A 24,007-nucleotide genomic window follows, 5' to 3' on the forward strand; every position below is an offset into this window, starting at 1 on the left:
CACGCGCATACACCTCAACTGAAACTAGGGTAAGTACCGTTCCAGCAAATGCAGAAATCAAGCGCTAGATAGGGTTGTCGGTTTTCATGGGGGGCTCCTGTGCCCTGAACGGATAACGTCGTGCCGGAAAGCTGAACATTCGAAGCCCCTACATAGGCCGGTATTAAAGCTAGCGGCGTACTACTCAAGACCGTCGCTCTGGCCAGCCATGATGAATTGGCGTCCGGTGTAGCCTGCATATCGGTTGCTGCGCTTGCGAGCACGGGGTACTTAACCGTCACTGAGTGGTTATGGGGGGGTACCTGAGCCTCGGTCAATGCTACCGCTGCCTGCCCGGCCGTGTCGGCCCAGGTACGGGGGGTCAGGTTTGGGCCTGCACCACTGCCCATGACCACGCGCTGCCTCAGGTCAGGCAGCGCGAACGTCTGCTTGCCGTCCCCTCCCCACTTGTTGCCAATGAGCGAGTACAGCGCTGCGTATGCCTGTATCAACAGAACGGTACCGTCACAGGCCAGCCAGCCGTCAGGGACGTATCCATAAGGAAACGACCTGATTTCACCGATAAAAGCATCCATGTTGAGCGTTCCTGATATCAAGATTGTGTTGGGTAGATACCGACCAGGGCAATGATGTACGTCAAAACCGCGCTAGGCATGACGTTGTTGTGCGCCTGACCTGATCCCACAAGTGCGACGGTGTCACCAGACAGCTGTACTTGCTGTGAAGAGGCTGCGCCATTCTTGAGGTACTGCGCTATAGATAAATCCGTATTGGCCAAGGTCATTCCTGGCCCTGGCGTGGCAGTACTAGCGCTTGCACCCGCAGTCATGATCACGTGCGAGTGCGCTGGCATCTGTGACGTGACCAAGGCCACTGTCTCGGTACCACCGGCAGCACCGACAGACCTGAGCGTCAGGCCAACTCCCTGCCCCTGCCCGATAGGCACACGACCACGTAGATCAGGAAGCCCAAATGTCGTCACCCCATTTCCGCCATAGGTCGTGCCAATCAAGGAATACAACACCTCGTTGCCGCTGATCGACAGCTGAGTGCCGTCACACGCATGCCAGTTGTCGGGGACTCTCGAGCCAGCAAACAAACGCACTTCACCTACATAACAATCAACCATGTCTTTGATTCCTCAATGCTGGGGTCAACTAGCGTCAGCTGCGTGGCGGGAATATGCCCGAGACGGCAATACAAGGATTGAGCACCAGGAACGGCTGCATGTTTGTATGCGCTGCACTACTGCCTGACACCGATACACTTTCACCGTTCAGCGGGATCATGGCGGCAGGTGTGCCAGGCGTCCCGTAGAGATGTGGGTCAGTCACGCCACCCGCTGCAGCGGCATGCGCCAGAAAATTGTTCTTCGGCTGCGGAACCGTTCCCGCTGCCGTTGATGCATTGAAGGCATGTGTATGTGCAGGCATTTGTGCAGCAGTCAGCGTGACGGTTTCCGTACCCGCCTTGACTGCAAGGGAATAATCAGGTTTGCCCGCGTCACAGTGCAGGGCTGCACGGCCGCGCAAGTCCGGTAGCTTGAACGTCGTTACCCCATTCCCTCCGTACCTTGTCCCAAGCAAGGCATACAAGGCCTGGTTCTGAGCGATTGGCATGTCTCTTCCATCACATGCAAGCCACCCGCTGGGCGCCCAACTCGTCGGAAACCAGCGAATTTCACCCAAAAAATAATCTGACATCCCCCGCTCCTTTCCTTAGAAAAGCATGTAGTTAAGACTCAACCGATTAACCTCGACGCACGCAATGCACATCGCAGCCCAAGGCAATAACGCACCCTGTGCTCACGTGCACTTTTTAATCATAAAAACGCTGGCGATTATTGGGATGGGCCTGGGCAAAAGACGCCACCCGCCGGAACACGGTATCGAGACGGTGTCGACACTTCAGAAGATTGGGTGAATAGAGAAATGGGTTTGCTTTGTCAGTGAAGTGACCTGTCGCAATTCCCGAAAAGTGTTGCGCAGTCAACGGCGACATCCGTGCCTCCAATTGAAACGTTCATCCTGTTTTAAACCCGTCGGGAGAACTCCAGCCTTTTCGACGGTTTCGCCTCTACTCCATGGCTGGATTGCCCATGCCACACGAGCGTAAAGTCAAAACGATATCAACGACGGTTATATATCTAGCAGATATCCAACCCAATGCAAATACCTCAAGACCCCAACAGAAAGGGTATCGAGAGGTACGCGCCAAGTATGTTGGCTCACCGTCTTTTAATGACTCAAATGTTAGATTTTGATTCGAATAGGCAAAATGGCTGGCTGATCTTGCGTCCTAGGAAATACCCTACGCAGTCTGTCTATGCGTGATGACTTGTCCCCAGAAACCCGGCCCTCTAGGCTGGCTTCGTCGCTGAATGTACAGCGATCGGGTGTGGTAACCCGGGTACAACGTCATCAGTCTTCGGCCATTTATGGCGGCTGTGCGCGGGAGGCCTCACGGCCTGCCGGATGTTCCTGTGCCCCGGTTTACCACCCCGCGTACAGCTGCCACCCTCTCGTGTGGTAACGAGTGGACGCAGCTTCATCCTCACAGGAGAACTCGTCATGAAAAAGATCGTCCCCGATCCGCCCCTCGATCACACCTACGTTACCGCCCAAACGATTTTCGGCAGCTGCGCCGCTGGCCACGCCCCGCTTTTCTCCGTATGCCCCGGCATCGCTGCCCATGATGTACTGGTACACGTCTCGCTCTACCTGGGCTGCGCCTACGATACTGCCGACACGCTGTTGACCGAAACGAAGACGCCCAACAGGAACCTGCTGCGCTCGACACTGCACTCGGTTGAAATGGCCAAAGGGCTGGTGGACGCGCTGCTTGATGGTATTGAAGCGCGCTAGAGCGAGACCCCGGCACACCGCGCTGCAGACGCTTAACCAACACCCTCGCAGGCAAGCCTGCTCCCTTGAGGCCAGCGCCTACAGAGTCGCTTTCAGGGGAGCAGCGCCTTGCGTCAGGTAGGCCAGCAATTCGTCAATCGGGAGCGGACGACTGATCAGGTAGCCCTGCGCCTGGTCGCAGTCGAAGCTGCGCAGCAACGCCATCTGTTCTTCAGTCTCAACCCCTTCGGCCACCACTTCCAGCTTCAGGTTGTGCGCCAGGTTGATCATGGCGTGAACCAATTGGCGGTTTTCTTCGCGCTGCTCCATGCCACCGACAAAGCTGCGGTCCACCTTGAGCAAGGTAATCGGCAGGCTGTTGAGGTGCACGAACGACGAGAACCCGGTACCAAAGTCATCCAGGGAGAAACGCACGCCAAGCCGGCCCAGCGCATCCATGGTCTGTTTGACCAGATCGCTACGGCGCATCACTGCCGTCTCGGTCAACTCAAACTCCAGCCAACGTGCGTCAACCCCATGCTGGATGATCAACCGGCTCAAGGTGGCCAGCAACTGGCTGTCCTGGAACTGGCGGAACGACAGGTTAACCGCCATATGCAGAGGGGCCACCCCATGCTCACGCAGTGCCTGCATGTCGCGCAGGGCACGGGAGATCACCCAGTACCCCAACGGCACGATCAGCCCGCTCTGCTCGGCCAGCGGCACGAACTCGCTGGGCGGCAACAGGCCTCGCTCGGCATGCCGCCAGCGTACCAACGCCTCAAGCCCGACGATCTGGCCACCCTTCAGGTCAAAACGAGGCTGGTAGTGCAACTCCAGTTCGTCACGGCGCAGGGCGCGGCGCAGTTCGGTTTCCAGGTCGGCCAGGCTGCGCGCATGGCGATTGATACGCTCGTTGAACACATGGAACGTACACCCCTGGGTGCCCTTGGCCTGCTGCATGGCGATATGGGCATGCCACATCAGTGGGTCTGCACCGCCCTCGGCACGGGCATGCGCCACGCCCAGGCTGCAGCCTAGCAAGAGGCTTTCACCGTCGATCCAGTAAGGCTCGGCCAATGCTTCGACGATACGTTCAGCCATCCATTCGGCACGTTGCGGCTCACGGCGGGTATCAATCAGCAGGGCAAATTCATCACTGCCCAGACGCGCCACCTGATCACCCGCTTCGAGCTGGCTTTTGAGCCGACCGACCACTTGCAGGATCAGGCGATCGCCCGCCTGGTGGCCCAAGGCGTCGTTGGCGTGCCGAAAGTTGTCCAGGTCGAGGTGGCCAAGGGCGACACCGCGACCTTCGTTATCGGCCAGGCGTGCGGTGAGCAGGGTCTGGAAACCCTGACGATTGGCGATGCCGGTCAATGGGTCCTGCTCGGCCAGGCGCTGCAAGGTGGCCTCCAGTACGCCACGCTCACGCACATGGCGCAGGCAACGCCGCAGGGTATCGGTGCTCAGCGCTTCACGCACCAACCAGTCGCTGACACCCAGCGGGGGCTGCACAGGTTCTTCTTCCAACAGCAGCAGCATGGGCAGGTCGCAACGACCTGGCGCCGGTTGCAGCGCAGGAGTGGCCAGCACCAGCGCATTGCGGTCACTGACAAACAAGCTGTCGACCGACTCCCAGTTCGGCGCATTGATCAGCACGGCACTACCGGCCAGCGGCTGCAAGCAGTGTTGCAGCGCCGCGGCCCAGCTAGGCTCATCAGCCAGCAGGAGCAAACGCAAAGGTTCGACAGGCGTAGACAAGCTGGCTCCTTAGCACGTTGACGCAGTCTAAATGACGATGAGTAGCAGGGATGCCCTATCCTAAATCATTAGTAGTAATGATTTTCACTTAAACACATGCCATTCCTTTGCCGACATCCACATACGTTGCAGCGCATCCTGCGGGAAAGTAACAGAACCAGCAAATTTAGATCGCGTGCTACGTCACACTGTCAGACGGTCGCGGCACAATCTCGTCGCGCCTGCTAAAATGCCCGGCTATTTTCAGGCGACCCCAGGTTCCCCCATGTCCCGACTCAACCCCCGGCAACAAGAAGCCGTGAGCTACGTCGGCGGCCCACTTTTGGTGCTCGCCGGTGCCGGCTCCGGCAAAACCAGCGTGATCACCCGCAAGATCGCCCACCTGATCCAGAACTGCGGCATCCGTGCCCAGTACATCGTGGCCATGACCTTTACCAACAAGGCCGCGCGCGAGATGAAGGAACGGGTCGGTACCCTGCTTCGCGGCGGCGAAGGGCGCGGCCTGACCGTCTCGACCTTCCATAACCTGGGCCTGAACATTATCCGCAAGGAGCATCAGCGGCTGGGCTACAAGCCGGGTTTCTCGATCTTCGACGAAGCCGACGTCAAGGCATTGATGACCGACATCATGCAGAAGGAGTACTCCGGGGACGACGGCGTCGACGAGATCAAGAACATGATCGGCGCCTGGAAGAACGACCTGGTGCTGCCTCCAGAAGCCCTGGAAAAAGCGCGCAACCCCAAGGAGCAGACCGCCGCCATCGTCTATGCGCATTACCAGCGTACGCTCAAGGCGTTCAACGCGGTGGACTTCGACGACCTCATCCTGCTGCCGGTGAAGCTGTTCCAGGAACACGCCGACATCCTGGAGAAATGGCAGAACCGCGTGCGCTACCTGCTGGTGGACGAATATCAGGACACCAACGCCAGCCAGTACCTGCTGGTGAAGATGCTGATCGGCACGCGCAACCAGTTCACCGTGGTCGGCGACGATGACCAGTCGATCTACGCCTGGCGCGGCGCGCGCCCGGAAAACCTGATGCTGCTCAAGGACGACTACCCCTCGCTGAAGGTGGTCATGCTCGAACAGAACTACCGTTCCACCAGCCGCATCCTGCGCTGCGCCAACGTGCTGATCTCGAACAACCCGCATGCCTTCGAGAAACAACTGTGGAGCGAGATGGGCCACGGCGACGAGATCCGTGTGATCCGCTGCCGTAACGAGGAAGCCGAAGCCGAGCGGGTGGCCATGGAAATCCTCAGCCTGCACCTGCGTACCGACCGCCCCTACAGCGACTTCGCCATCCTGTACCGGGGTAACTACCAGGCCAAGCTCATCGAGCTGAAGCTGCAGCACCACCAGATTCCGTACCGGCTCTCCGGCGGCAACAGCTTCTTTGGCCGTCAGGAGGTCAAGGACCTGATGGCCTACTTCCGTCTGCTGGTGAACCCGGACGACGACAACGCCTACCTGCGGGTGATCAACGTGCCGCGCCGGGAAATCGGCTCGACCACGCTGGAAAAGCTTGGCAACTACGCCACCGAGCGAAAGATCTCGATGTACGCCGCCAGTGAAGAGCTGGGCCTTGGCGAACACCTGGACAGCCGCTTTACTGACCGCCTGCAGCGCTTCAAACGCTGGATGGACGGCGTACGCCAGCAGGTCGCGCAGAACGATCCGATCGCGGCCCTGCGCAGCATGGTCATGGATATCGACTACGAGAACTGGATTCGCCAGAACAGTTCCAGCGACAAGGCGGCAGACTTTCGCATGGGCAACGTCTGGTTCCTGATCGAGGCCTTGAAGAACACCCTCGAGAAAGACGAAGACGGTGGCATGACCATCGAGGAAGCCATCGGCAAGCTGGTGCTGCGCGACATGCTCGAACGCCAGCAGGAAGAGGAAGAAGGCGCCGAGGGTGTGCAGATGATGACCCTGCATGCGTCCAAAGGGCTGGAGTTCCCCTACGTGTTCATCATGGGCATGGAGGAGGAAATTCTGCCGCACCGCTCCAGTATCGAAGCCGACACCATCGAAGAAGAACGCCGCCTGGCCTATGTCGGTATCACCCGGGCTCGCCAGACCCTCGCGTTCACCTTTGCGGCCAAGCGCAAGCAGTACGGCGAAATCATCGACTGCGCGCCAAGCCGTTTCCTCGACGAGCTGCCCGACGACGACCTCGTCTGGGAAGGCCTCGACGATGCCCCGACCGAGGTCAAGGCCGCACGTGGCAATAACGCATTGGCGGATATCCGCGCCATGCTCAAACGTTAGATAATCCACCTTTGCCCTGGCACGCTGCCGGGGCCTTTTTGTTACATCGAGGAATTTACCGCCGTGGAAGCACTGCACCAGAAGATTCGCGAAGAAGGCATTGTGCTTTCCGATCAGGTCCTGAAAGTCGATGCGTTTCTCAACCATCAGATCGACCCTGCGCTGATGCAACTGATCGGTGACGAGTTCGCCCGTCTGTTCGCCGACTCGGGCGTCACCAAGATCGTCACCATCGAAGCCTCGGGCATTGCCCCGGCGGTAATGACCGGCCTGAAGCTCGGCGTTCCGGTGATCTTCGCCCGCAAGCACCAGTCACTGACCCTGACTGAAAACCTGCTGACGGCCTCGGTGTACTCCTTCACCAAGCAGACCGAAAACACCGTGGCGATCAGCCCGCGTCACCTGAACAGTAGCGACCGCGTGCTGGTGATCGACGACTTCCTGGCCAACGGCAAAGCCTCCCAGGCCCTGATCTCGATCGTCAAGCAGGCCGGTGCCAGCGTGGCCGGCCTGGGTATCGTCATCGAGAAGTCGTTCCAGGGCGGCCGTGCCGAACTGGACAGCCAAGGCTACCGCGTCGAGTCGCTGGCACGGGTCAAATCGCTGGAAGGCGGCGTCGTTACCTTCCTGTAAGCCCGCCTGCAGGGAATACAGCATCCCGCAGAAACGACAAAGCCCGCACGCGGCGGGCTTTGTCGGGGGAAGCGTATGGCTTAAAGGCCAGACATCTTCTTGATGGCGCCTTTCAGGTCGTCATCCGAGCAATCGGCACAAGTGCCTTTTGGTGGCATCGCGTTGATACCGGTGATGGCCTTGGCCAGGATACCGTCCAAGCCACCCTGCTGGCTCGCACGCTCTTTCCAGGCAGCAGTGTCACCGATTTTCGGCGCGCCGAGCAGGCCGCTACCATGACAGGCATTGCAGTGCTTGGCGATGATCTCGTCAGGCGTCTTGGAACCGCCGCCGCCAGCAGAGGCAGCCACTTCCATACCTTTACATTCCTGGCCTTGAACGCAGACCTGACCAACAGGCTCCAGTCGCTTGGCAATGTCGTCATTGGTCGCAGCTTGAGCGCTGACTGCCCAAAGGGCCAATACGGCAGCTGGTACGGCCAGCATTTTCTTGATTAGATTCACACGTACACCCTCATGGTGGCTAGTCACGCCCGCGGCCACGGTTTCGCAGGCGGTCGCAAGTATAACGAGAACCCTGCCGCACTGAAACAACCCTAAAGACCTAAGGGGATTAGACGCGACAATAAGCCGCGCCTGGCCTATCAGAAGTTGGCAGGGGTCGCCGCACTGATCAGCCGCGCCGGTTCATCGAATGGATTGCGGAAACGGTGCGGCTTGGTGCTTTCAAAATAGTAGCTGTCGCCGGCTTCAAGGATGAAGGTTTCCAGCCCCACGACCAGCTCGAGGCGACCTTCCAGCAAGATGCCGGTTTCTTCACCATCGTGCGTGAGCATCTCTTCGCCGGTATCTGCACCAGGCGGATAGACCTCATTGAGGAAGGCGATGGCCCGGCTCGGGTGCGACTTGCCGACCAGCTTCATGGTCACCGCACCATCGGAAATGTCGATGAGCTCGTTGGCCTTGTAGACGATCTGAGTGGGGTTTTCCGGCTGCAGTTCTTCAGAGAAGAACTCGACCATGGACATGGGGATACCCCCCAGCACCTTGCGCAGCGAGCTGATTGAGGGGCTCACGCTGTTTTTCTCGATCATCGAGATCGTGCTGTTGGTGACACCCGCGCGTTTGGCGAGTTCACGCTGAGACAGGCCCTTGAGCTTGCGTATGGCCTGCAGTCGTTCACCGACGTCCAAGGCTTAAGCCCTCCTAAACGAACAAATGGGGTCGAAATTGAACGTTATCATCGCACAGCGTTCAGTATTTACAACACTTCGACCCACTGCCAGTCCGTCCAGTTGCCTCAATCGCCAGAATAGACCAGCGGTACGCGGCGCAGGTTGCAGAAGATCTGGTAGGGAATGGTCCCGGCCTGAATCGCCACGTCGCTAGCCAGGACATTCTTGCCCCACAGCTCGACCGGGCTGCCGAGGCCGGCTTCAGGTACATCAGTCAGATCAATGCAAAGCATGTCCATGGACACACGGCCAATCAGTTGGCTGCGCTTGCCTGCAACCATCACCGGGGTGCCGGTCGGGGCAAGACGCGGGTAGCCGTCGGCATACCCCATCGCAACCACACCGACACGGGTTGGCCGCTGGCTGATGAACCGCGCGCCATAGCCCACCGGCTCACCAGCCGGCAGTTCACGTACGCTGATGACTTTCGATTCCAGTGTCATCACCGGCTGCAGGCGCTGAGCCTGGGCTTGCGGCACCTCGAACGGCGTCGAACCGTAGAGCATGATGCCTGGGCGCACCCAGTCGCTGGGGATCTGTGGCCAGCCGAGTACCGCCGGCGAGTTGCGCAAGCTGATTTCGGCGTTCAGGCCTTGGCGAGCCGCCTGGAACACCGCGACCTGGTCGTTGCTGGCACTGCAGTCGAGTTCGTCGGCACGGGCGAAGTGGCTCATCAGGACAATGCGCGCCACCTTGCCGGTTGCCTGCAGACGCTGATAGGCCGACTGATAATCCTTTGGGTGCAAACCGACGCGGTGCATACCCGAGTCGAGCTTGAGCCAGACGGTAATCGGCTTGCTCAGGCTGGCCTTTTCAATGGCTTCCAGTTGCCACAGCGAATGCACCACGCACCAGAGATCGTGCTGGACGATCAGCTCCAGTTCGCTGGCCTCGAAGAACCCTTCAAGCAGCAGGACAGGGCCATGAATACCGGCCGCACGCAGCACTAGCGCCTCTTCGATACAAGCCACGGCAAAACCATCGGCTTCGGCCTGCAGCGCCTGGGCGCAGCGTACCGCGCCATGGCCGTAGGCGTCGGCCTTGATCACCGCCAGGGCCTTGGCCCCGGAGAGTTCGCGGGCGAGTTGATAGTTGTGACGCAGCGCTTGAAGATCGATCAGGGCACGGGCAGGACGCATGACGGCAGCCTTCTGGCAGTCTGGTTAGAAGTAAAAAACCCGGTGCTCGCACGTAGCGCAATGCCACAACGGCACCGGGTGAGGGATGGGTTACGGCAGTGCGGCAACTACCGATAGCTCGACGAGAATTTCAGGCTCGCACAGCTTGGCTTCGACCGTGGCACGGGCCGGAGCAACACCTTTTGGCAGCCACGTGTCCCATACCTGATTCATGCCCTGGAAGTGAGCATCGATGTCTTTCAGGTAGATGGTCACCGACAGCAGACGCGTTTTGTCGGTGCCTGCCAGGTCCAGCAGACGCTCGATGTTGGCCAGGGCCTCGCGGGTTTGTTGCTCGATACCCGCGTTCATGTCGTCACCCACCTGGCCCGCCAGGTAGATGGTGCCGTTGTGGGTAACGATCTGGCTCATGCGCTCATTGGTGAGCAGGCGCTGGACTGCCATGCTTTGCAATCTCCTGGTTGTTGCCGTAGCGAGAAATATCGAGGCCTTCAGCACTGATTTGCGGCTTTTTGCGGGCCATCAGGTCTGCAAGCAGGCGACCGGAACCGCACGCCATGGTCCAACCGAGGGTGCCGTGGCCTGTGTTGAGGAACAGGTTACGGAACGGGGTCGCACCGACGATCGGCGTACCGTCCGGGGTGGTCGGACGCAAGCCGGTCCAGAAGCTGGCCTGGCTCAGATCACCGCCGCGAGGATAAAGATCGTTGACGATCATCTCCAGTGTTTCACGCCGACGCGGGTTCAGCGACAGGTCAAAACCGGCGATTTCAGCCATACCGCCAACGCGGATGCGGTTGTCGAAACGAGTAATCGCGACTTTGTAGGTTTCGTCGAGAATGGTCGACGTCGGAGCCATGGCCGGGTCGGTGATCGGTACGGTCAACGAATAGCCTTTGAGCGGGTAGACCGGGGCCTTGATGCCCAGCGGCTTGAGCAATTGCGGCGAGTAGCTGCCCAGCGCCAGTACGTAGCGGTCGGCGGTTTCCAGCTTGCCGTCGATCCACACGCCGTTCACACGGTCACCGGCATAGTCCAGACGCTCGATGTTCTGCCCGAAACGGAACTCGACACCCAGGTTGACGGCCATTTCCGCCAGGCGGGTGGTGAACAGTTGGCAGTCACCGGTCTGGTCATTAGGCAGACGCAGGGCGCCAGCCAGAATATTGGTGACGCCAGCCAGGGCCGGCTCAACGCGGGCGATGCCCTCACGGTCGAGCAGCTCGTAAGGCACGCCGGACTGCTCAAGCACAGCGATGTCCTTGGCGGCGTTGTCCAGTTGTGCCTGGGTACGGAACAGTTGGGTGGTGCCCAGGGTGCGACCTTCATAGGCAATGCCCGTTTCGGCGCGCAGCTCGTCGAGGCAGTCACGGCTGTACTCGGACAGGCGGACCATGCGCTCCTTGTTCACGGCATAGCGGCTGGCCGTGCAGTTGCGCAGCATCTGGGCCATCCACAGGTACTGGTCAATGTCTGCCGTGGCCTTGATCGCCAGCGGCGCATGGCGCTCCAGCAACCATTTGATAGCCTTGAGTGGAACACCCGGTGCAGCCCACGGCGAGGCGTAACCTGGCGAGACCTGCCCGGCGTTGGCAAAACTGGTTTCCATGGCCACCGCCGGCTGACGATCGACCACGACCACTTCGAAACCTTGCCGGGCCAGATAGTAGGCACTGGCGGTTCCGATTACACCGCTACCAAGTACCAGAACTCGCATGTTTGTATCCCTCGACGCGGCGCACCGCAGACATTTGTTGTTAATGGCGTAGATGGGCGCAGTATAGGAAGGTATGGGCAGTGCTTTTCACTATATAAAAGCCTATATTTGGCGAGAATTCTCGGCAGAGTCAGCTTTTACGGAGGGGCATCCCCTATGAGAACCCAGCATCAAAGTAAACGTGAACTGGACAAGATCGACCGCAATATCCTGCGCATCCTGCAAACGGACGGGCGCATTTCCTTCACCGAGCTGGGCGAAAAGGTCGGCCTGTCGACTACGCCGTGCACCGAGCGGGTTCGACGCCTGGAACGTGAAGGGATCATCATGGGCTACAACGCCCGGCTGAACCCACAACACCTGAAGGGCAGCCTGCTGGTGTTCGTTGAAATCAGCCTGGACTACAAGTCTGGCGATACCTTCGAGGAATTCCGACGTGCGGTGCTCAAACTGCCCCACGTATTGGAATGCCACCTGGTGTCCGGTGATTTCGACTACCTGGTGAAAGCGCGGATTTCGGAGATGGCCTCCTACCGCAAGCTGCTGGGCGACATCCTGCTGAAACTGCCGCATGTGCGTGAGTCGAAGAGCTACATCGTCATGGAAGAAGTGAAGGAAAGCCTGAACCTGCCAATTCCGGACTGAGGCTCAGACCAACACCTGACGGGTGGTGGCGATGTAGTGGTGGATCAGTTGCTCGGCCCCGGGATCAATCGGTTCCTCGGGGCCGCGGCCACGCGGGCACGGCAAGCGTGGCGTGGTACCGAACAAGCGACAGATCAACGGCCGCTCTTCATACACCGTGCAACCGTTCGGCCCCAGGTGTACGCAGTTGAGTTCGGCCAGCGCAGCGTCCTGCTCTGCTTCAGTCTTGCGCGGCAGCCGGGCCATTTCTTCCGTCGACGTAGTGACCGGCCCGCAGCAGTCATGGCAACCCGGCACGCACTCAAACGACGGGATCTGCTCACGCAGGAAGCGGATCTTGTGGCTGTTGCAACTCATGGCGGCCTGCGCAATATCGGTGTGAGCGTCGATTTTGCCTGACGGTTGCCTCTGCGCGAAAGCGCGGCTTATGCTCCGTCAAGTTTTCCAAACATAACAATCAGGATAACGCACATGAACGTCCGCGTTCAGCAGCCCGCTTCCAGCACCCTGCATACCGCCTCCTACTACGCGGCCAGCAGCGCTGCACAGCCGGACTACCCGGCGCTGCAGGGCGAGACGAGCTGCGATGTCTGCGTGGTCGGTGGTGGCTTTTCAGGCCTCAACACCGCCATTGAACTGGCTGTACGTGGCATGCGTGTTGTCCTGCTGGAAGCGCACAAGATCGGCTGGGGCGCCAGTGGGCGTAATGGCGGGCAATTGATTCGCGGTGTCGGCCACGGCCTGGACCAGTTCGCCCCGATAATTGGCAGCGACGGCGTACGCCAGCTCAAGCTGATGGGCCTGGAGGCTGTGGATATCGTCCGCCAGCGCATCGAGCAGCATGCCATCGACTGCGACCTGACCTGGGGCTACTGCGACCTGGCCAACAAACCCAGCGACCTGGAGGGTTTCGCCGCCGATGCCGAGGAACTGCGCACGCTCGGTTACCGCCATGAACTGCGCCTGCTGCAACCTGAAGAGATGCATCGCGTGGTCGGCTCCGACCGCTATGTCGGCGGCCTGATCGACAGGGGCTCGGGCCACTTGCACCCACTGAACCTGGCGCTGGGCGAAGCCCGCGTTGCCGAAAGCCTGGGCGTGCGCCTGTTCGAGCAATCGACCGTAACCCACATCGACTACGGCAGCCAGGTTCGCGTGCATACCGGACTAGGCTCGGTCCGCGCCAGCACCCTGGTGCTGGGCTGCAATGCCTACCTCAATGGCCTGAACGCCGAACTGAGCGGCAAGGTGCTGCCGGCCGGCAGCTACATCATCGCCACCGAGCCGCTGAGCGAGGCCATGGCCCGGCAGTTGCTGCCGCAAAACATGGCGGTCTGCGACCAGCGTGTTGCGCTGGACTACTACCGCTTGTCTGCCGACCGCCGCCTGCTGTTCGGGGGTGCCTGTCACTACTCCGGGCGCGATCCCAAGGACATCGCCGCCTACATGCGGCCCAAGATGCTCAAGGTCTTCCCGCAACTGGCCAACGTGCGCATCGACTACCAGTGGGGCGGCATGATCGGCATCGGTGCCAACCGCCTACCGCAGATCGGGCGCCTGCACGATCAACCCAACGTGTATTACGCGCAGGCCTATTCCGGCCATGGCCTCAACGCCACACACCTGGCCGGCAAACTCCTTGCCGAAGCCATCAGCGGCCAGCACAACGGCCGCTTCGACCTGTTTGCCCAGGTGCCACACATCACCTTCCCCGGCGGTAAACACCTGCGCTCGCCACTGCTGGCCCTGGGCATGCTCTGGCACCGCTTCAAAGAGCTGATCTAAGGACGCCAGAAGGGTTTCAACCCCTCATGCAGGGCCTGCTCGCGGGTCAGGCCAACGTCGCGCAACTGCTCAGCGTCCAGCGTCAGCAGTTCGCGGCGGGAGTGCCAGCGGTGCACCATCAGCGCCCATCGACCCATGCCACACGCCACACCAGACACGTCTGGGGTTTGTTGCGCCTGCAACTCACCGCTGTAGATCTTCAGCCGCACATCGCTTAATCCGTTCATCACGCCTGCCTCCTGAGTAGTTCCGAGCGTGGAGCCATGATGCGCGTCAGGCAAAAAGCATTACAGATTCAAAATTCACCTATTATGCCCATACAGAATTGGCAAAACGGCGACTGAATGCTGTATTTTTGCCTAATCTGTATGGAACCATCGCGAACAATCGCCAAGGAAAGAGCCATGACGCTTTACGTCAACCTCGCCGAGCTGCTCGGCGCACGTATCGAACAAGGGTTCTACCGGCCAGGCGATCGTCTGCCCTCTGTACGGGCCTTGAGTGTCGAGCACGGTGTCAGCCTCAGTACGGTCCAGCAGGCGTATCGGGTGCTGGAAGACCATGGCCTGGCGGCACCGCGGCCCAAGTCGGGCTATTTCGTGCCCAGCACCCGATCCCTCCCCGCCCTGCCCGCGATCAGCCGCCCCGCACAACGCCCGGTGGATATCTCCCAGTGGGATCAGGTCGTCGAACTGATGCGCAGCGTGCCGCGCAAGGACGTGGTGCAACTGGGCCGGGGCATGCCCGATGTCGACAGCCCGACCCTCAAGCCCTTGCTGCGCAGCCTCGCCCAACTCAGCCGACGCCAGGACATGCCCGGCCTGTATTACGACACCATCTACGGCACCCAGCCCCTGCGCGAGCAGATCGCCCGGTTGATGCTCGACTCCGGCTGCCACCTCAGTGCGGCCGACCTGGTCGTCACTACGGGTTGCCATGAGGCGTTGTCTGCCAGTATTCGCGCGGTCTGCGAGCCGGGCGACATTGTCGCGGTCGACTCACCCAGCTTTCACGGCGCCATGCAGACCCTCAAGGGCCTGGGCATGAAAGCCCTGGAAATCCCCACCGACCCGCTCACCGGGATCAGCCTCGAGGCACTGGAACTGGCGCTGGAGCAATGGCCGATCAAGCTGATTCAGCTCACGCCAAGCTGCAACAACCCGCTGGGCTACAGCATGCCCGAAGCCCGCAAGCGAGCCTTGTTGACCCTGGCGCAACGCTTCGACGTGGCGATTCTCGAAGACGACGTGTACGGCGACCTGGCCTACACCTACCCGCGCCCACGCACCATCAAGTCCTTCGACGACGACGGCCGCGTGCTGCTGTGCAGTTCGTTCTCGAAAACCCTCGCCCCAGGCCTGCGGATCGGCTGGGTGGCGCCCGGGCGTTATCTGGAGCGGGTGCTGCACATGAAGTACATCAGCACCGGCTGCACCGCCACACAACCGCAATTGGCGATTGCCGACTTCATCGAGGGTGGCCACTATCAGCCACACCTGCGCCGGATGCGCAGCCAGTACCAGCGCAGCCGTGACCTGATGATCGACTGGGTGACACGCTACTTCCCGGCAGGTACCCGGGCCAGCCGACCACAGGGCGGCTTCATGCTCTGGGTCGAATTACCGGAAAGTTTCGATACGCTGCGGCTGAATCGGGCTTTACTGGAGCAGGGCGTACAAATTGCCGTGGGCTGTATTTTTTCGGCCTCAGGCAAGTACCGAAACTGCCTGCGCATGAATTTCGCGGCCCGCCCCAGCGCCGAGATCGAAGCGGCGGTACGCAAAGTGGGTGAAACCGCCATTCGTCTACTGGCCGAGGATATAGGCTGAGGGTAACGTTGCGCCGCCCTTGCGGGCCCTGTTCATCTCCCTGAGCGGTTAAGGAATCGCCCTTTGAACCACCCTCGGCTCGTGCCTCTGTTGCTATGGCTGGTGTTTGCCCTGGCAGGCTGCGCCAGTGTCGACAGCCCCCGTGAAGTCAGTCAGGCACTGCCGGCCAGCGACTCGGCGTTCGGGCGCTCGGTCCAGCGCCAGGCCCAAGCCTACGGTGGCCGCTCCGGCTTCCGCCTGCTGCCCAATAGCAGCGAAGCATTCCGTGCCCGTGCCGAGCTGATTCGCAATGCCCAGAGCAGTATCGACCTGCAGTACTACATCGTCCGCGACGGCCTGAGTACCCGCGCACTGGTCAGCGAGCTGCTGCAAGCCGCCGACCGTGGTGTACGGGTGCGCATCCTGCTCGATGACACCACCAGCGATAGCCTGGACAACCTGATCGACACCCTCACGGCCCACCCCAACATCCAGTTGCGCGTCTTCAACCCGCTGCACCTGGGCCGCAGCACCGGTGTGACAAGAACCCTGGGGCGGCTGTTCAACCTGTCGCGGCAACACCGGCGCATGCACAACAAGCTATGGCTGGTGGACAACAGCATGGCCATCGTCGGCGGACGCAACCTGGGTGATGAGTACTTCGACGCCGAACCCAACCTGAACTTCACCGATATCGACCTGCTTGGCGTCGGCCCGGTGGCGGAGCAGTTGGGGCATAGTTTTGACCAATACTGGAACAGTGCCCTGAGCCGGCCGATCAACGACTTTTTCCTGCGCCAACCAGATGCCGACGACCTGCGCCGCACCCGCCAGCGCCTGGACAGCGCCTTGCAAGCGGCCAGCACCCAGCGCAAGGCCCTCTACGACCGGTTGATGGCCTATCGCACACAGCCGCGCCTGGACATCTGGCGCAACGAGTTGATCTGGGCCCATAGCCAGGCACTGTGGGATGCGCCCAACAAGGTACTGGCCACGGAAGAACCCGACCCACAGTTGCTGATGACCCCGCAACTGGCGCCCGACCTGAATGCCGTGGCCCACGAACTGATCCTGATCTCGGCCTACTTCGTACCGCGCGACACCGGCCTGCTGTACCTGACCAGCCGGGCCGACGCGGGTGTCTCGGTCAATTTGCTGACCAACTCGCTGGAGGCGACCGATGTGCCGGCGGTTCATGGCGGCTACGCCCCCTACCGCAAGGCCTTGCTTGAACATGGCGTGCACCTGTTTGAGCTGCGCCGCCAGCCTGGCGCGCCTCATCGCCATCCGCTGTACCGCCTGCACGGCAGTTCAGACTCAAGCCTGCACAGCAAAGCCATTGTCATTGACCGCAAGAAGACCTTTATCGGCTCGTTCAACTTCGATCCACGCTCAGTGTTGTGGAACACCGAAGTCGGCGTGCTGGTCGACAGCCCCGAGCTGGCGGAGTACACCCGCGACCTGGCAGCTCAAGGCATGGCCCCCGCCCGGAGCTATCAGCCCAAGCTGGAAAACGGTCGCGTGGTCTGGGTCACGCAGGACAACAACCAGCTGCACACCCTGACAACCGAGCCAGGCGGCCTATGGCGTCGTTTCAATGCCTGGATCAGCAAGGCCGTCGGCCTGGAACGCATGCTTTAAGAGGCCAGCTTCACCTCAAAGGCATTCGGTCGCCGGGCCAGCAACACCAGGCCAAACGCGCCAACGGCCATCAGCAAGGGCAAGGCATGCCCACTGATCCACTGGCTGCCAGCGCCCGCCAGCAAAGGCCCGATCAGGCAACCAATACCCCACAGTTGAGCCACGTGGGCGTTGGCGCGCACCAGCGCATCGTCACGGTAACGCTCACCAATCAGGATCAGCGACAAGGTGAACAAACCACCGGCGCTGGCGCCGAACAGCACCCACAGCGGCCAGATCAACGAGGTGTGCAGCAGCAGCGGAATCATCAGGCTGGAGATCAACAGCACCAGTGCGCACCCCGAGAACAATGTGCGCCGCGACATGCGGTCGGCCAGTGCGCCTATCGGCAATTGCAGCAGCGCATCGCCAATCACGACGGTACTGACCATAAACAGCGCCATTTCAGTGCCAAAGCCCTGCTGCAGGCAGTACACCGGCAACAGGGTCAAAATCATCGCCTCGAACGCGGCAAACAGGGAAATGGCCCAGGCAATGACCGGAAGGTTGCGACAGAACCAGACCAGATCACCCAAGGTCACCGAACAGGCTTCGGTTGTCGGCGCACCACTGCGCCCGATCAACAACAGGGGGGCCAGCAATAACAGGCCTGCACCCGCCCAAAAACCGAAGTCACCCTCCGGCCCCAGAAATCCCAGCACCAGCGGCCCGGCCAACTGGCTCAGTGCATAGCTACTGCCGTACAGCGCGACCAGGCGCCCACGCCACGCCTCGACCACCAACTGGTTGATCCAGCTTTCACCAAGGATGAAGACGATGGTCAGCACCATGCCAATCAACAGGCGCAGCACCAGCCACACCGGGTAACTGGGCAACAATGCCAACAACCCGATCGACAGCGCGCCGCCCCACAGGCACAGACGCATCAACCCGGGGGTGCCGAAATACGCCGCCAGGCGGCTGGCCAGGCTGGCCCCGAACAGCACACCGATTGCCGGCATTGCCGCCATCACGCCAATGGCAAAGCCACCGTAGCCCCAACTCTCCAGCCGCAACGACACCAGAGGCATGCTCACGCCTAGCGCCAAGCCAACACTGAGCACTGCCGCCAGTACCGCAAAGTAGGTACCCCAGCGCATTACCGCCCCCTTTTTGTTGTTTTAAACAGGCACAAACAACACAGCCGGGCTTGCTGCGATGCAAGGCCCGGCCGTGTCACTGAACGCGCGCGGCACCCGGCCGCGCAAGGCTTACAGCTTGATCCAGGTCGCCTTGAGTTCGGTGTACTTGTCCAGCGCATGCAGCGACTTGTCACGGCCGTTACCCGACTGCTTGAAGCCACCGAACGGCGCAGTCATGTCGCCGCCATCGTACTGGTTGACCCAGACGCTACCGGCACGCAGCGCCTTGGCAGTCTTGTGTGCCTTGGAGATATCTGCCGTCCATACGCCCGCCGCCAACCCGTAGGGGGTGTCGTTGGCAATGTTGATGGCCTCTTCAACGCTGTCGAAGGTGATCACCGACAGCACCGGGCCAAAGATCTCTTCCTGCGCGATCTTCATGGCATTGCTGACGCCGTCGAAAATCGTCGGTTCGACATAAGTGCCACCGGTTTCTTCGAGGATACGCTTGCCACCGACCAGCAGTTTGGCGCCGTCGCTATGACCGGCTTCGATGTACGACAACACGTTGTTCATTTGCTGGGTGTCGACCAGCGCGCCGACCGTGGTCGCCGGGTCAAGCGGGTTGCCCGGCTTCCAGGCCTTCAGTGCCTCAAGCACCAGCGGCAGGAAACGATCCTTGATGGAACGCTCAACCAGCAGACGAGAACCTGCCGTGCAGACTTCGCCCTGGTTGAAGGCAATCGCACTGGCTGCGGCTTGTGCGGCCGCGTTCAGGTCCGGGGCATCCGCGAAGACGATGTTCGGGCTCTTGCCACCGGCTTCCAGCCAGACACGCTTCATGTTCGATTCGCCGGCATAGATCATCAGTTGCTTGGCGATCTTGGTTGAACCGGTGAACACCAGGGTGTCCACGTCCATGTGCAGGGCCAGGGCCTTGCCGACGGTGTGGCCATAGCCTGGCAGCACGTTCAACACGCCCGCAGGGATACCGGCTTCGATAGCCAGTTGAGCGATGCGAATGGCGGTCAGTGGCGACTTTTCCGAAGGCTTGAGGATCACCGAGTTACCGGTGGCCAGCGCTGGGCCGAGCTTCCAGCACGACATCAGCAGCGGGAAGTTCCACGGTACGATGGCCGCGACCACGCCCACCGGCTCACGGGTGACCAGACCAAGCTGATCATCCGGCGTAGCGGCCACTTCGTCGTAAACCTTGTCGATGGCCTCACCGTTCCAGCTCAGTGCATTGGCCGCGCCTGGCACGTCGATGCTCAGCGAGTCGCTGATCGGCTTGCCCATGTCCAGGGTTTCCAACAGGGCCAGCTCTTCGACGTTCTGCTTGAGCAGGCCGGCAAAGCGGATCAGGGTTGCCTTGCGCTTGGCCGGGGCCAGGCGCGACCAGACACCGGAATTGAAGGTGGCACGGGCATTTTCGACGGCGCGCTGGGCATCGGCTTCATCACAGCTGGCGATGTGCGCCAGAAGGCGTCCGTCGACCGGGCTGATGCACTCGAACGTCGCATTCGATGCGGCGGCGGTGTATTCACCATTGATGAAAGCACGGCCTTCGATCTTCAGTTGCTGGGCACGCTGTTCCCAGTCCGCACGAGTCAGGGTGGTCATACGAAACTCCTCCTCTTATTGAAGTGCAGCACCGCACGAGGGCTCACGGGTGCTGTCAGAAATTTTGCCGGAGCGATACGACGCTCGACGGCATCAGACACCCTAAACCAGCAGCACCCAAATTATCAATATATTTGACACAAATAGGCAAAAAGCCTACTGATGTGCAGTTTATTAAACACAATAAGGGTGACCCGTCTATGAAGATTCAGCAGATCGTCGATTTCAGCCAAGCCATGACGGAAGCGGAACGTTACCGCCCTGCAGCAGAGAAAATCCTCAAGGGCGATCCTGAGCAGGCGGTCTTCAACCACTATTCCAGCCCCTGCGGGCAATTTGCCGCCGGCGTATGGGAAGGCGCTGTCGGCCAATGGACAGTGAACTACACCGAACACGAGTACTGCGAGATCCTTCAGGGCGTCTCGGTACTGCGTGACAGCGAAGGGCAGGCAAAAACCCTGCGGGCAGGCGACCGTTTTGTCATCCCCGCCGGTTTCACAGGCACCTGGGAGGTGCTGGAGCCGTGCCGTAAAATCTATGTGATGTTTGAACAGAAGGCCTAAGCCCAACGTTCAGGTATGACAGCAACAAAAAACCCGGCACGAAGGCCGGGTTTTTTGTGTGCCAGCACCCTGAAAGGACACCGGCGAGAAACCAATCAATTACTTGATTTTGGCTTCTTTGTAAGCAACGTGCTTGCGAACCACAGGATCGTACTTCTTGATTTCGATCTTGTCGGGGGTGGTGCGCTTGTTTTTGTCAGTGGTGTAGAAGTGGCCAGTACCAGCGCTCGACACCAGACGGATCAATTCACGCATGATTCTCTCCCTTAGACCTTGGCGCCGTTGCGGCGGATGTCAACCAGAACGGCATCGATGCCGCGCTTGTCGATGATACGCATGCCTTTGGCGGATACGCGCAGACGCACGAAACGCTTCTCAGACTCGACCCAGAAGCGATGATGCTGCAGGTTCGGCAGGAAACGACGACGGGTTTTGTTGTTTGCGTGGGAAATGTTGTTCCCGGTTACCGGACCCTTACCGGTAACTTGACAGACTCTCGACATGCCTCAGCCCTCTAAAACCACATGCCCAACCCGGCATGGGTTGGCCGCTTAATCTCTCAGTCTATGGCGCCAGGCGCCGTGTTTCTTCAGGGTCTTATCGGTTATACGCACAGACGCGACAAACCGGGCCCCTAGAAAAGAGCGCTGCTTTATACCAGAAAGACCAGAGTACAACAACAGCAGATACGAATTGCCGTGCAACGAATCATACGCGAACAGCACAGCCGTGGGCTTGGAGCACCCTCGACCACTCGTCGCAAGATAAGCCAAAAAGGATATAGCCATTTAGTCCGGCGCGCACTAGGGTAGGACACTTCCAGACTGCATCGGCAGATGGGCCATCGATCAGCCAAGGAGTCCCCATGCGTCCTGCCGCTCTACCGTTACTGTTCGCCGCTGTATTTGCGCCTGCACTGGCCCAGGCGGCGGCACTGAGCGTTTGCACCGAAGCCAGCCCTGAAGGCTTCGACGTGGTTCAGTACAACTCACTGACCACCACCAACGCGTCAGCCGATGTGCTGATGAACCGGCTGGTCGAATTCGACGCGACCCAAGGCCAGGTGGTGCCGAGCCTGGCGGAGCGCTGGACAGTTTCCAGTGATGGCCTGACCTACGAGTTCAAACTGCGTCCCGAAGTGAAGTTCCACAGCACCGCCTACTTCAAGCCCAGTCGCACACTGAATGCCGACGACGTGCTGTTCAGCTTCCAGCGCATGCTCTACCCCGCTCATCCCTGGCACAAGATTGCACAAAGCGGCTTCCCCCATGCGCAATCGCTGCAACTGCCTGAGCTGATCAAGCAGATCGAAGCGCCAGACCCGCTCACCGTGCGCTTCACCCTCGACCACCCGGACGCCACCTTCCTGGCCACGTTGAGCATGGGCTTCGCCTCGATCTACTCGGCCGAATACGCCGACCAACTGTTCAAGGCCGGCACCCCGGAGAAGCTCAACAGCCAGCCCATCGGCAGCGGGCCGTTTGTCTTTGGTCGCTTCCAGAAGGACGCCAACATCCGTTATCGGGCCAACCCGGACTACTTTGCCGGCAAACCGGCGGTCGACCCGTTGATTTTCACGATCACCCCCGATGCCAACGTGCGCCTGCAGAAGTTGCGGCGCAACGAATGCCAGATCGCCTTGTCACCCAAGCCACTGGACATCGCCGAAGCCGCCAAGGATGACAACCTGAAGGCCGAGAAGACCGATGCCTTCATGACCGCCTTTGTCGCCATCAACAGCCAGCATCCGCCACTGGATAAAGTGGAAGTCCGCCAGGCCATCAACCTGGCATTCGATAAAGCCAGCTACCTGAAGGCGGTTTTTGAAGACACCGCCGTCGCCGCTAACGGCCCTTACCCGCCCAACACCTGGAGTTACGCCAAGGACCTGCCCGGCTACCCCACCAACGTGGACAAAGCCCGCGGCTTGCTGGCCAAGGTTGGCCTGGCGAAGGGCTTCAGCACCACGATCTGGACGCGCCCTTCGGGCAGTCTGCTCAACCCTAACCCAAGCCTGGGCGCACAGTTGTTGCAGGCCGACCTCGGCAAGATCGGCATTCAGGCCGAGATTCGCGTTATCGAATGGGGCGAGCTGATCCGCCGGGCCAAGGCGGGCGAGCATGACCTGCTGTTCATGGGCTGGGCTGGCGACAATGGCGACCCCGACAACTTCCTCAGCCCACAGTTTTCCTGTGCCGCCGTGAAGTCCGGAACCAACTTTGCCCGTTATTGCGATCCGCGCCTGGATCAGTTGATCAGCGCCGGCAAGACCACCAACGACCAGAGCGTACGCAGCCGCCTGTACGAGCAGGCACAGACGCTGATCCAGCAACAGGCATTGTGGCTGCCACTGGCGCACCCAACTGCTGCAGCCCTCACCCGCAAGGGTGTGGAGGGCTATCAGGTAAGCCCGTTTGGCCGGCAGGACTTCTCGAAGGTGAATGTGGCCCGCTAAAACCAGCCGTACTCGACCATCGACAAGGGTTCGCCATCGCCGATGATGAAGTGATCCAGCACCCGGACATCCACCAGCTCAAGCGCCGTCTTGAGCCGCCGGGTGAGGATCACGTCGGACTGGCTGGGCTCCGAAACCCCCGACGGGTGGTTATGGCACAGGATCAAGGCAGCCGCATTGTGTGCAAGCGAGCGTTTGATCACTTGCCGTGGGTAGACACTGGCGCTGTCGATAGACCCGCGAAACAGCACTTCAAACGCAAGCACCCGGTGCTTGCTGTCCAGGAACAGGCAGCCAAACACCTCATGCGGCTCGTGACGCAACTCGGCCTTGAGGTAGTCCTTGACGGCCTGCGGGCTCTCCAGGACCGAGTCCCGGCGCAAACGCTCGGCCAGATGGCGCCGGGCCATCTCCATGACCGCCTGCAACTGGGTAAACTTGGCAGGCCCCAGCCCTGGCTCGGTGCTGAACCGCCTGAGGTCTGCTTCCAACAGCGCTCGCAAGCTGCCGAACTGCTGTAACAGGTAACGCGCCAGGTCGACGGCACTGCGCCCGCGAACCCCGGTTCGTAGAAAAATAGCCAGCAATTCGGCGTCCGAGAGGCTGGTGGCCCCTCGCGCCAGTAACTTCTCCCGAGGCCGCTCCGCGACCGGCCAATCCTTGATGCTCATGCTACCTCCCTGCCCACTGGGTACTGCTGTCTGGCTTGAGTGCTGTGCTATCTTAGCCCCTCTTTTTCTTCGCCGATTTGGCTTCCTACA

At 60.4% G+C, this 24,007-nt stretch carries 25 protein-coding genes; 9 read left to right on the top strand and 16 right to left on the bottom strand.

The genetic code is table 11. The annotated features are described in order from the left end of the window. Positions 1–14 precede the first annotated feature (14 nt). Genes UIA24_RS06340 through UIA24_RS06350 form a run of 3 tightly spaced genes read right to left on the bottom strand, consistent with a single transcriptional unit; the run spans position 15 to position 1,703 of the window. The gene (locus UIA24_RS06340; RefSeq protein ID WP_330522450.1) at positions 15–575 is read right to left on the bottom strand and encodes a phage tail protein; all 561 of its coding nucleotides are present in this window, start codon (positions 573–575) and stop codon (positions 15–17) included. Between the two features lie 17 nt (positions 576–592). Continuing rightward, positions 593–1,129: a phage tail protein gene (locus UIA24_RS06345; protein ID WP_330522451.1), complete on the bottom strand. Its 537-nt coding sequence runs from the start codon at positions 1,127–1,129 to the stop codon at positions 593–595. Positions 1,130–1,163: 34 nt separating this feature from the next. After that, positions 1,164–1,703, bottom strand: a complete 540-nt coding sequence (locus tag UIA24_RS06350; RefSeq protein WP_330522452.1) for a phage tail protein — start codon at positions 1,701–1,703, stop codon at positions 1,164–1,166. An 867-nt stretch (positions 1,704–2,570) separates the two neighbouring features. On the opposite strand from UIA24_RS06350, the gene UIA24_RS06355 reads away from it, so the two are divergent. Then, complete coding sequence (locus UIA24_RS06355; protein WP_065759759.1) at positions 2,571–2,864, top strand: DUF3077 domain-containing protein; 294 nt, start codon at positions 2,571–2,573, stop codon at positions 2,862–2,864. 78 nt (positions 2,865–2,942) lie between these two features. On the opposite strand, the gene UIA24_RS06360 is transcribed toward UIA24_RS06355, so the two are convergent. Next, positions 2,943–4,607: a putative bifunctional diguanylate cyclase/phosphodiesterase gene (locus UIA24_RS06360; protein WP_330522453.1), complete on the bottom strand. Its 1,665-nt coding sequence runs from the start codon at positions 4,605–4,607 to the stop codon at positions 2,943–2,945. 265 nt (positions 4,608–4,872) lie between these two features. Here UIA24_RS06360 and rep point away from each other — a divergent pair, with 265 nt between their 5' ends. Beyond that, entirely contained in the window at positions 4,873–6,882 is a 2,010-nt protein-coding gene (gene rep, locus UIA24_RS06365; RefSeq protein ID WP_065759761.1) for a DNA helicase Rep, read from the top strand. Between the two features lie 63 nt (positions 6,883–6,945). After that, on the top strand, positions 6,946–7,515 hold the full coding sequence (xpt, locus tag UIA24_RS06370) for a xanthine phosphoribosyltransferase (protein ID WP_065759762.1): 570 nt from the start codon (positions 6,946–6,948) through the stop codon (positions 7,513–7,515). An 80-nt stretch (positions 7,516–7,595) separates the two neighbouring features. On the opposite strand, the gene UIA24_RS06375 is transcribed toward xpt, so the two are convergent. The 5 genes from UIA24_RS06375 to dadA all read right to left on the bottom strand — a co-directional run bounded on the left by UIA24_RS06375 (position 7,596) and on the right by dadA (position 11,605). Then, positions 7,596–8,018, bottom strand: a complete 423-nt coding sequence (locus UIA24_RS06375) for a c-type cytochrome (RefSeq protein ID WP_176717423.1) — start codon at positions 8,016–8,018, stop codon at positions 7,596–7,598. Positions 8,019–8,158: 140 nt separating this feature from the next. Next, positions 8,159–8,707: a cupin domain-containing protein gene (locus UIA24_RS06380; RefSeq protein WP_065759764.1), complete on the bottom strand. Its 549-nt coding sequence runs from the start codon at positions 8,705–8,707 to the stop codon at positions 8,159–8,161. A gap of 107 nt (positions 8,708–8,814) precedes the next feature. Continuing rightward, the gene (alr, locus tag UIA24_RS06385) at positions 8,815–9,888 is read right to left on the bottom strand and encodes an alanine racemase (protein WP_330522455.1); all 1,074 of its coding nucleotides are present in this window, start codon (positions 9,886–9,888) and stop codon (positions 8,815–8,817) included. Between the two features lie 90 nt (positions 9,889–9,978). Continuing rightward, entirely contained in the window at positions 9,979–10,332 is a 354-nt protein-coding gene (locus UIA24_RS06390; RefSeq protein ID WP_330522457.1) for a RidA family protein, read from the bottom strand. Continuing rightward, the gene (gene dadA / locus UIA24_RS06395; RefSeq protein WP_065759767.1) at positions 10,304–11,605 is read right to left on the bottom strand and encodes a D-amino acid dehydrogenase; all 1,302 of its coding nucleotides are present in this window, start codon (positions 11,603–11,605) and stop codon (positions 10,304–10,306) included. Before dadA ends, UIA24_RS06390 begins: the two co-directional genes overlap by 29 nt. Positions 11,606–11,761: 156 nt before the next feature. Between dadA and dadR the strand changes: the two genes are divergently transcribed. Then, complete coding sequence (gene dadR, locus UIA24_RS06400; RefSeq protein ID WP_042121505.1) at positions 11,762–12,250, top strand: transcriptional regulator DadR; 489 nt, start codon at positions 11,762–11,764, stop codon at positions 12,248–12,250. Between the two features lie 3 nt (positions 12,251–12,253). Here dadR and UIA24_RS06405 read toward each other — a convergent pair whose 3' ends face one another. Further along, complete coding sequence (locus tag UIA24_RS06405) at positions 12,254–12,607, bottom strand: YkgJ family cysteine cluster protein (RefSeq protein ID WP_065759768.1); 354 nt, start codon at positions 12,605–12,607, stop codon at positions 12,254–12,256. A 114-nt stretch (positions 12,608–12,721) separates the two neighbouring features. Between UIA24_RS06405 and UIA24_RS06410 the strand changes: the two genes are divergently transcribed. Then, on the top strand, positions 12,722–14,035 hold the full coding sequence (locus tag UIA24_RS06410; RefSeq protein WP_330522458.1) for an NAD(P)/FAD-dependent oxidoreductase: 1,314 nt from the start codon (positions 12,722–12,724) through the stop codon (positions 14,033–14,035). Here the strand turns inward: UIA24_RS06410 and UIA24_RS06415 are convergent. Continuing rightward, positions 14,032–14,262, bottom strand: a complete 231-nt coding sequence (locus tag UIA24_RS06415) for a DUF1127 domain-containing protein (RefSeq protein WP_065759770.1) — start codon at positions 14,260–14,262, stop codon at positions 14,032–14,034. The two genes, UIA24_RS06410 and UIA24_RS06415, sit on opposite strands and share 4 nt — an antisense overlap. Positions 14,263–14,439: 177 nt before the next feature. Here UIA24_RS06415 and UIA24_RS06420 point away from each other — a divergent pair, with 177 nt between their 5' ends. Both UIA24_RS06420 and UIA24_RS06425 read left to right on the top strand, forming a co-directional pair. Next, on the top strand, positions 14,440–15,864 hold the full coding sequence (locus UIA24_RS06420; protein WP_065759771.1) for an aminotransferase-like domain-containing protein: 1,425 nt from the start codon (positions 14,440–14,442) through the stop codon (positions 15,862–15,864). Positions 15,865–15,927: 63 nt separating this feature from the next. Further along, entirely contained in the window at positions 15,928–17,484 is a 1,557-nt protein-coding gene (locus tag UIA24_RS06425; protein ID WP_099776332.1) for a phospholipase D family protein, read from the top strand. On the opposite strand, the gene UIA24_RS06430 is transcribed toward UIA24_RS06425, so the two are convergent. Beyond that, positions 17,481–18,623 (bottom strand): MFS transporter, encoded by a 1,143-nt coding sequence (locus UIA24_RS06430; RefSeq protein WP_065759773.1) that lies wholly within the window; start codon positions 18,621–18,623, stop codon positions 17,481–17,483. The genes UIA24_RS06425 and UIA24_RS06430 overlap by 4 nt on opposite strands. A 111-nt stretch (positions 18,624–18,734) precedes the next feature. Further along, a complete protein-coding gene (locus UIA24_RS06435; RefSeq protein WP_065759774.1) occupies positions 18,735–20,228 on the bottom strand; it encodes an aldehyde dehydrogenase in 1,494 nt (497 codons plus the stop codon). Positions 20,229–20,428: 200 nt separating this feature from the next. Here UIA24_RS06435 and UIA24_RS06440 point away from each other — a divergent pair, with 200 nt between their 5' ends. After that, positions 20,429–20,791, top strand: coding sequence for a cupin domain-containing protein (locus UIA24_RS06440; RefSeq protein WP_065759775.1), 363 nt, complete (start codon positions 20,429–20,431; stop codon positions 20,789–20,791). Positions 20,792–20,890: 99 nt separating this feature from the next. Here UIA24_RS06440 and rpmG read toward each other — a convergent pair whose 3' ends face one another. Both rpmG and rpmB read right to left on the bottom strand, forming a co-directional pair. Beyond that, on the bottom strand, positions 20,891–21,046 hold the full coding sequence (gene rpmG, locus UIA24_RS06445) for a 50S ribosomal protein L33 (protein ID WP_013793373.1): 156 nt from the start codon (positions 21,044–21,046) through the stop codon (positions 20,891–20,893). Between the two features lie 11 nt (positions 21,047–21,057). Next, complete coding sequence (rpmB, locus tag UIA24_RS06450; protein WP_010225868.1) at positions 21,058–21,294, bottom strand: 50S ribosomal protein L28; 237 nt, start codon at positions 21,292–21,294, stop codon at positions 21,058–21,060. Between the two features lie 362 nt (positions 21,295–21,656). Between rpmB and UIA24_RS06455 the strand changes: the two genes are divergently transcribed. After that, positions 21,657–23,246 (top strand): ABC transporter substrate-binding protein, encoded by a 1,590-nt coding sequence (locus UIA24_RS06455; protein ID WP_065758160.1) that lies wholly within the window; start codon positions 21,657–21,659, stop codon positions 23,244–23,246. On the opposite strand, the gene radC is transcribed toward UIA24_RS06455, so the two are convergent. Continuing rightward, the gene (gene radC / locus UIA24_RS06460) at positions 23,243–23,917 is read right to left on the bottom strand and encodes a RadC family protein (protein ID WP_102052715.1); all 675 of its coding nucleotides are present in this window, start codon (positions 23,915–23,917) and stop codon (positions 23,243–23,245) included. The two genes, UIA24_RS06455 and radC, sit on opposite strands and share 4 nt — an antisense overlap. Positions 23,918–24,007: the final 90 nt, after the last annotated feature.

Source organism: Pseudomonas sp. AL 58 (genome assembly GCF_036348395.1).
GTDB classification, from domain to species: Bacteria; Pseudomonadota; Gammaproteobacteria; order Pseudomonadales; family Pseudomonadaceae; genus Aquipseudomonas; species Aquipseudomonas defluvii.

Excerpts from the sequence above, each read along its gene's own strand:
- alr (WP_330522455.1), bottom strand. The coding sequence starts at position 9,888 with ATGCGTCCTGCCCGTGCCCTGATCGATCTTCAAGCGCTGCGTCACAAC.
- UIA24_RS06430 (WP_065759773.1), bottom strand. The coding sequence starts at position 18,623 with ATGCGCTGGGGTACCTACTTTGCGGTACTGGCGGCAGTGCTCAGTGTT.
- dadR (WP_042121505.1), top strand. The coding sequence starts at position 11,762 with ATGAGAACCCAGCATCAAAGTAAACGTGAACTGGACAAGATCGACCGC.
- rpmG (WP_013793373.1), bottom strand. The coding sequence starts at position 21,046 with ATGCGTGAATTGATCCGTCTGGTGTCGAGCGCTGGTACTGGCCACTTC.
- rep (WP_065759761.1), top strand. The coding sequence starts at position 4,873 with ATGTCCCGACTCAACCCCCGGCAACAAGAAGCCGTGAGCTACGTCGGC.
- UIA24_RS06435 (WP_065759774.1), bottom strand. The coding sequence starts at position 20,228 with ATGACCACCCTGACTCGTGCGGACTGGGAACAGCGTGCCCAGCAACTG.
- rpmB (WP_010225868.1), bottom strand. The coding sequence starts at position 21,294 with ATGTCGAGAGTCTGTCAAGTTACCGGTAAGGGTCCGGTAACCGGGAAC.
- UIA24_RS06420 (WP_065759771.1), top strand. The coding sequence starts at position 14,440 with ATGACGCTTTACGTCAACCTCGCCGAGCTGCTCGGCGCACGTATCGAA.
- UIA24_RS06440 (WP_065759775.1), top strand. The coding sequence starts at position 20,429 with ATGAAGATTCAGCAGATCGTCGATTTCAGCCAAGCCATGACGGAAGCG.
- UIA24_RS06350 (WP_330522452.1), bottom strand. The coding sequence starts at position 1,703 with ATGTCAGATTATTTTTTGGGTGAAATTCGCTGGTTTCCGACGAGTTGG.
- dadA (WP_065759767.1), bottom strand. The coding sequence starts at position 11,605 with ATGCGAGTTCTGGTACTTGGTAGCGGTGTAATCGGAACCGCCAGTGCC.
- UIA24_RS06390 (WP_330522457.1), bottom strand. The coding sequence starts at position 10,332 with ATGGCAGTCCAGCGCCTGCTCACCAATGAGCGCATGAGCCAGATCGTT.
- UIA24_RS06345 (WP_330522451.1), bottom strand. The coding sequence starts at position 1,129 with ATGGTTGATTGTTATGTAGGTGAAGTGCGTTTGTTTGCTGGCTCGAGA.
- radC (WP_102052715.1), bottom strand. The coding sequence starts at position 23,917 with ATGAGCATCAAGGATTGGCCGGTCGCGGAGCGGCCTCGGGAGAAGTTA.
- UIA24_RS06405 (WP_065759768.1), bottom strand. The coding sequence starts at position 12,607 with ATGAGTTGCAACAGCCACAAGATCCGCTTCCTGCGTGAGCAGATCCCG.
- UIA24_RS06415 (WP_065759770.1), bottom strand. The coding sequence starts at position 14,262 with ATGAACGGATTAAGCGATGTGCGGCTGAAGATCTACAGCGGTGAGTTG.
- UIA24_RS06340 (WP_330522450.1), bottom strand. The coding sequence starts at position 575 with ATGGATGCTTTTATCGGTGAAATCAGGTCGTTTCCTTATGGATACGTC.
- UIA24_RS06355 (WP_065759759.1), top strand. The coding sequence starts at position 2,571 with ATGAAAAAGATCGTCCCCGATCCGCCCCTCGATCACACCTACGTTACC.
- UIA24_RS06455 (WP_065758160.1), top strand. The coding sequence starts at position 21,657 with ATGCGTCCTGCCGCTCTACCGTTACTGTTCGCCGCTGTATTTGCGCCT.
- UIA24_RS06410 (WP_330522458.1), top strand. The coding sequence starts at position 12,722 with ATGAACGTCCGCGTTCAGCAGCCCGCTTCCAGCACCCTGCATACCGCC.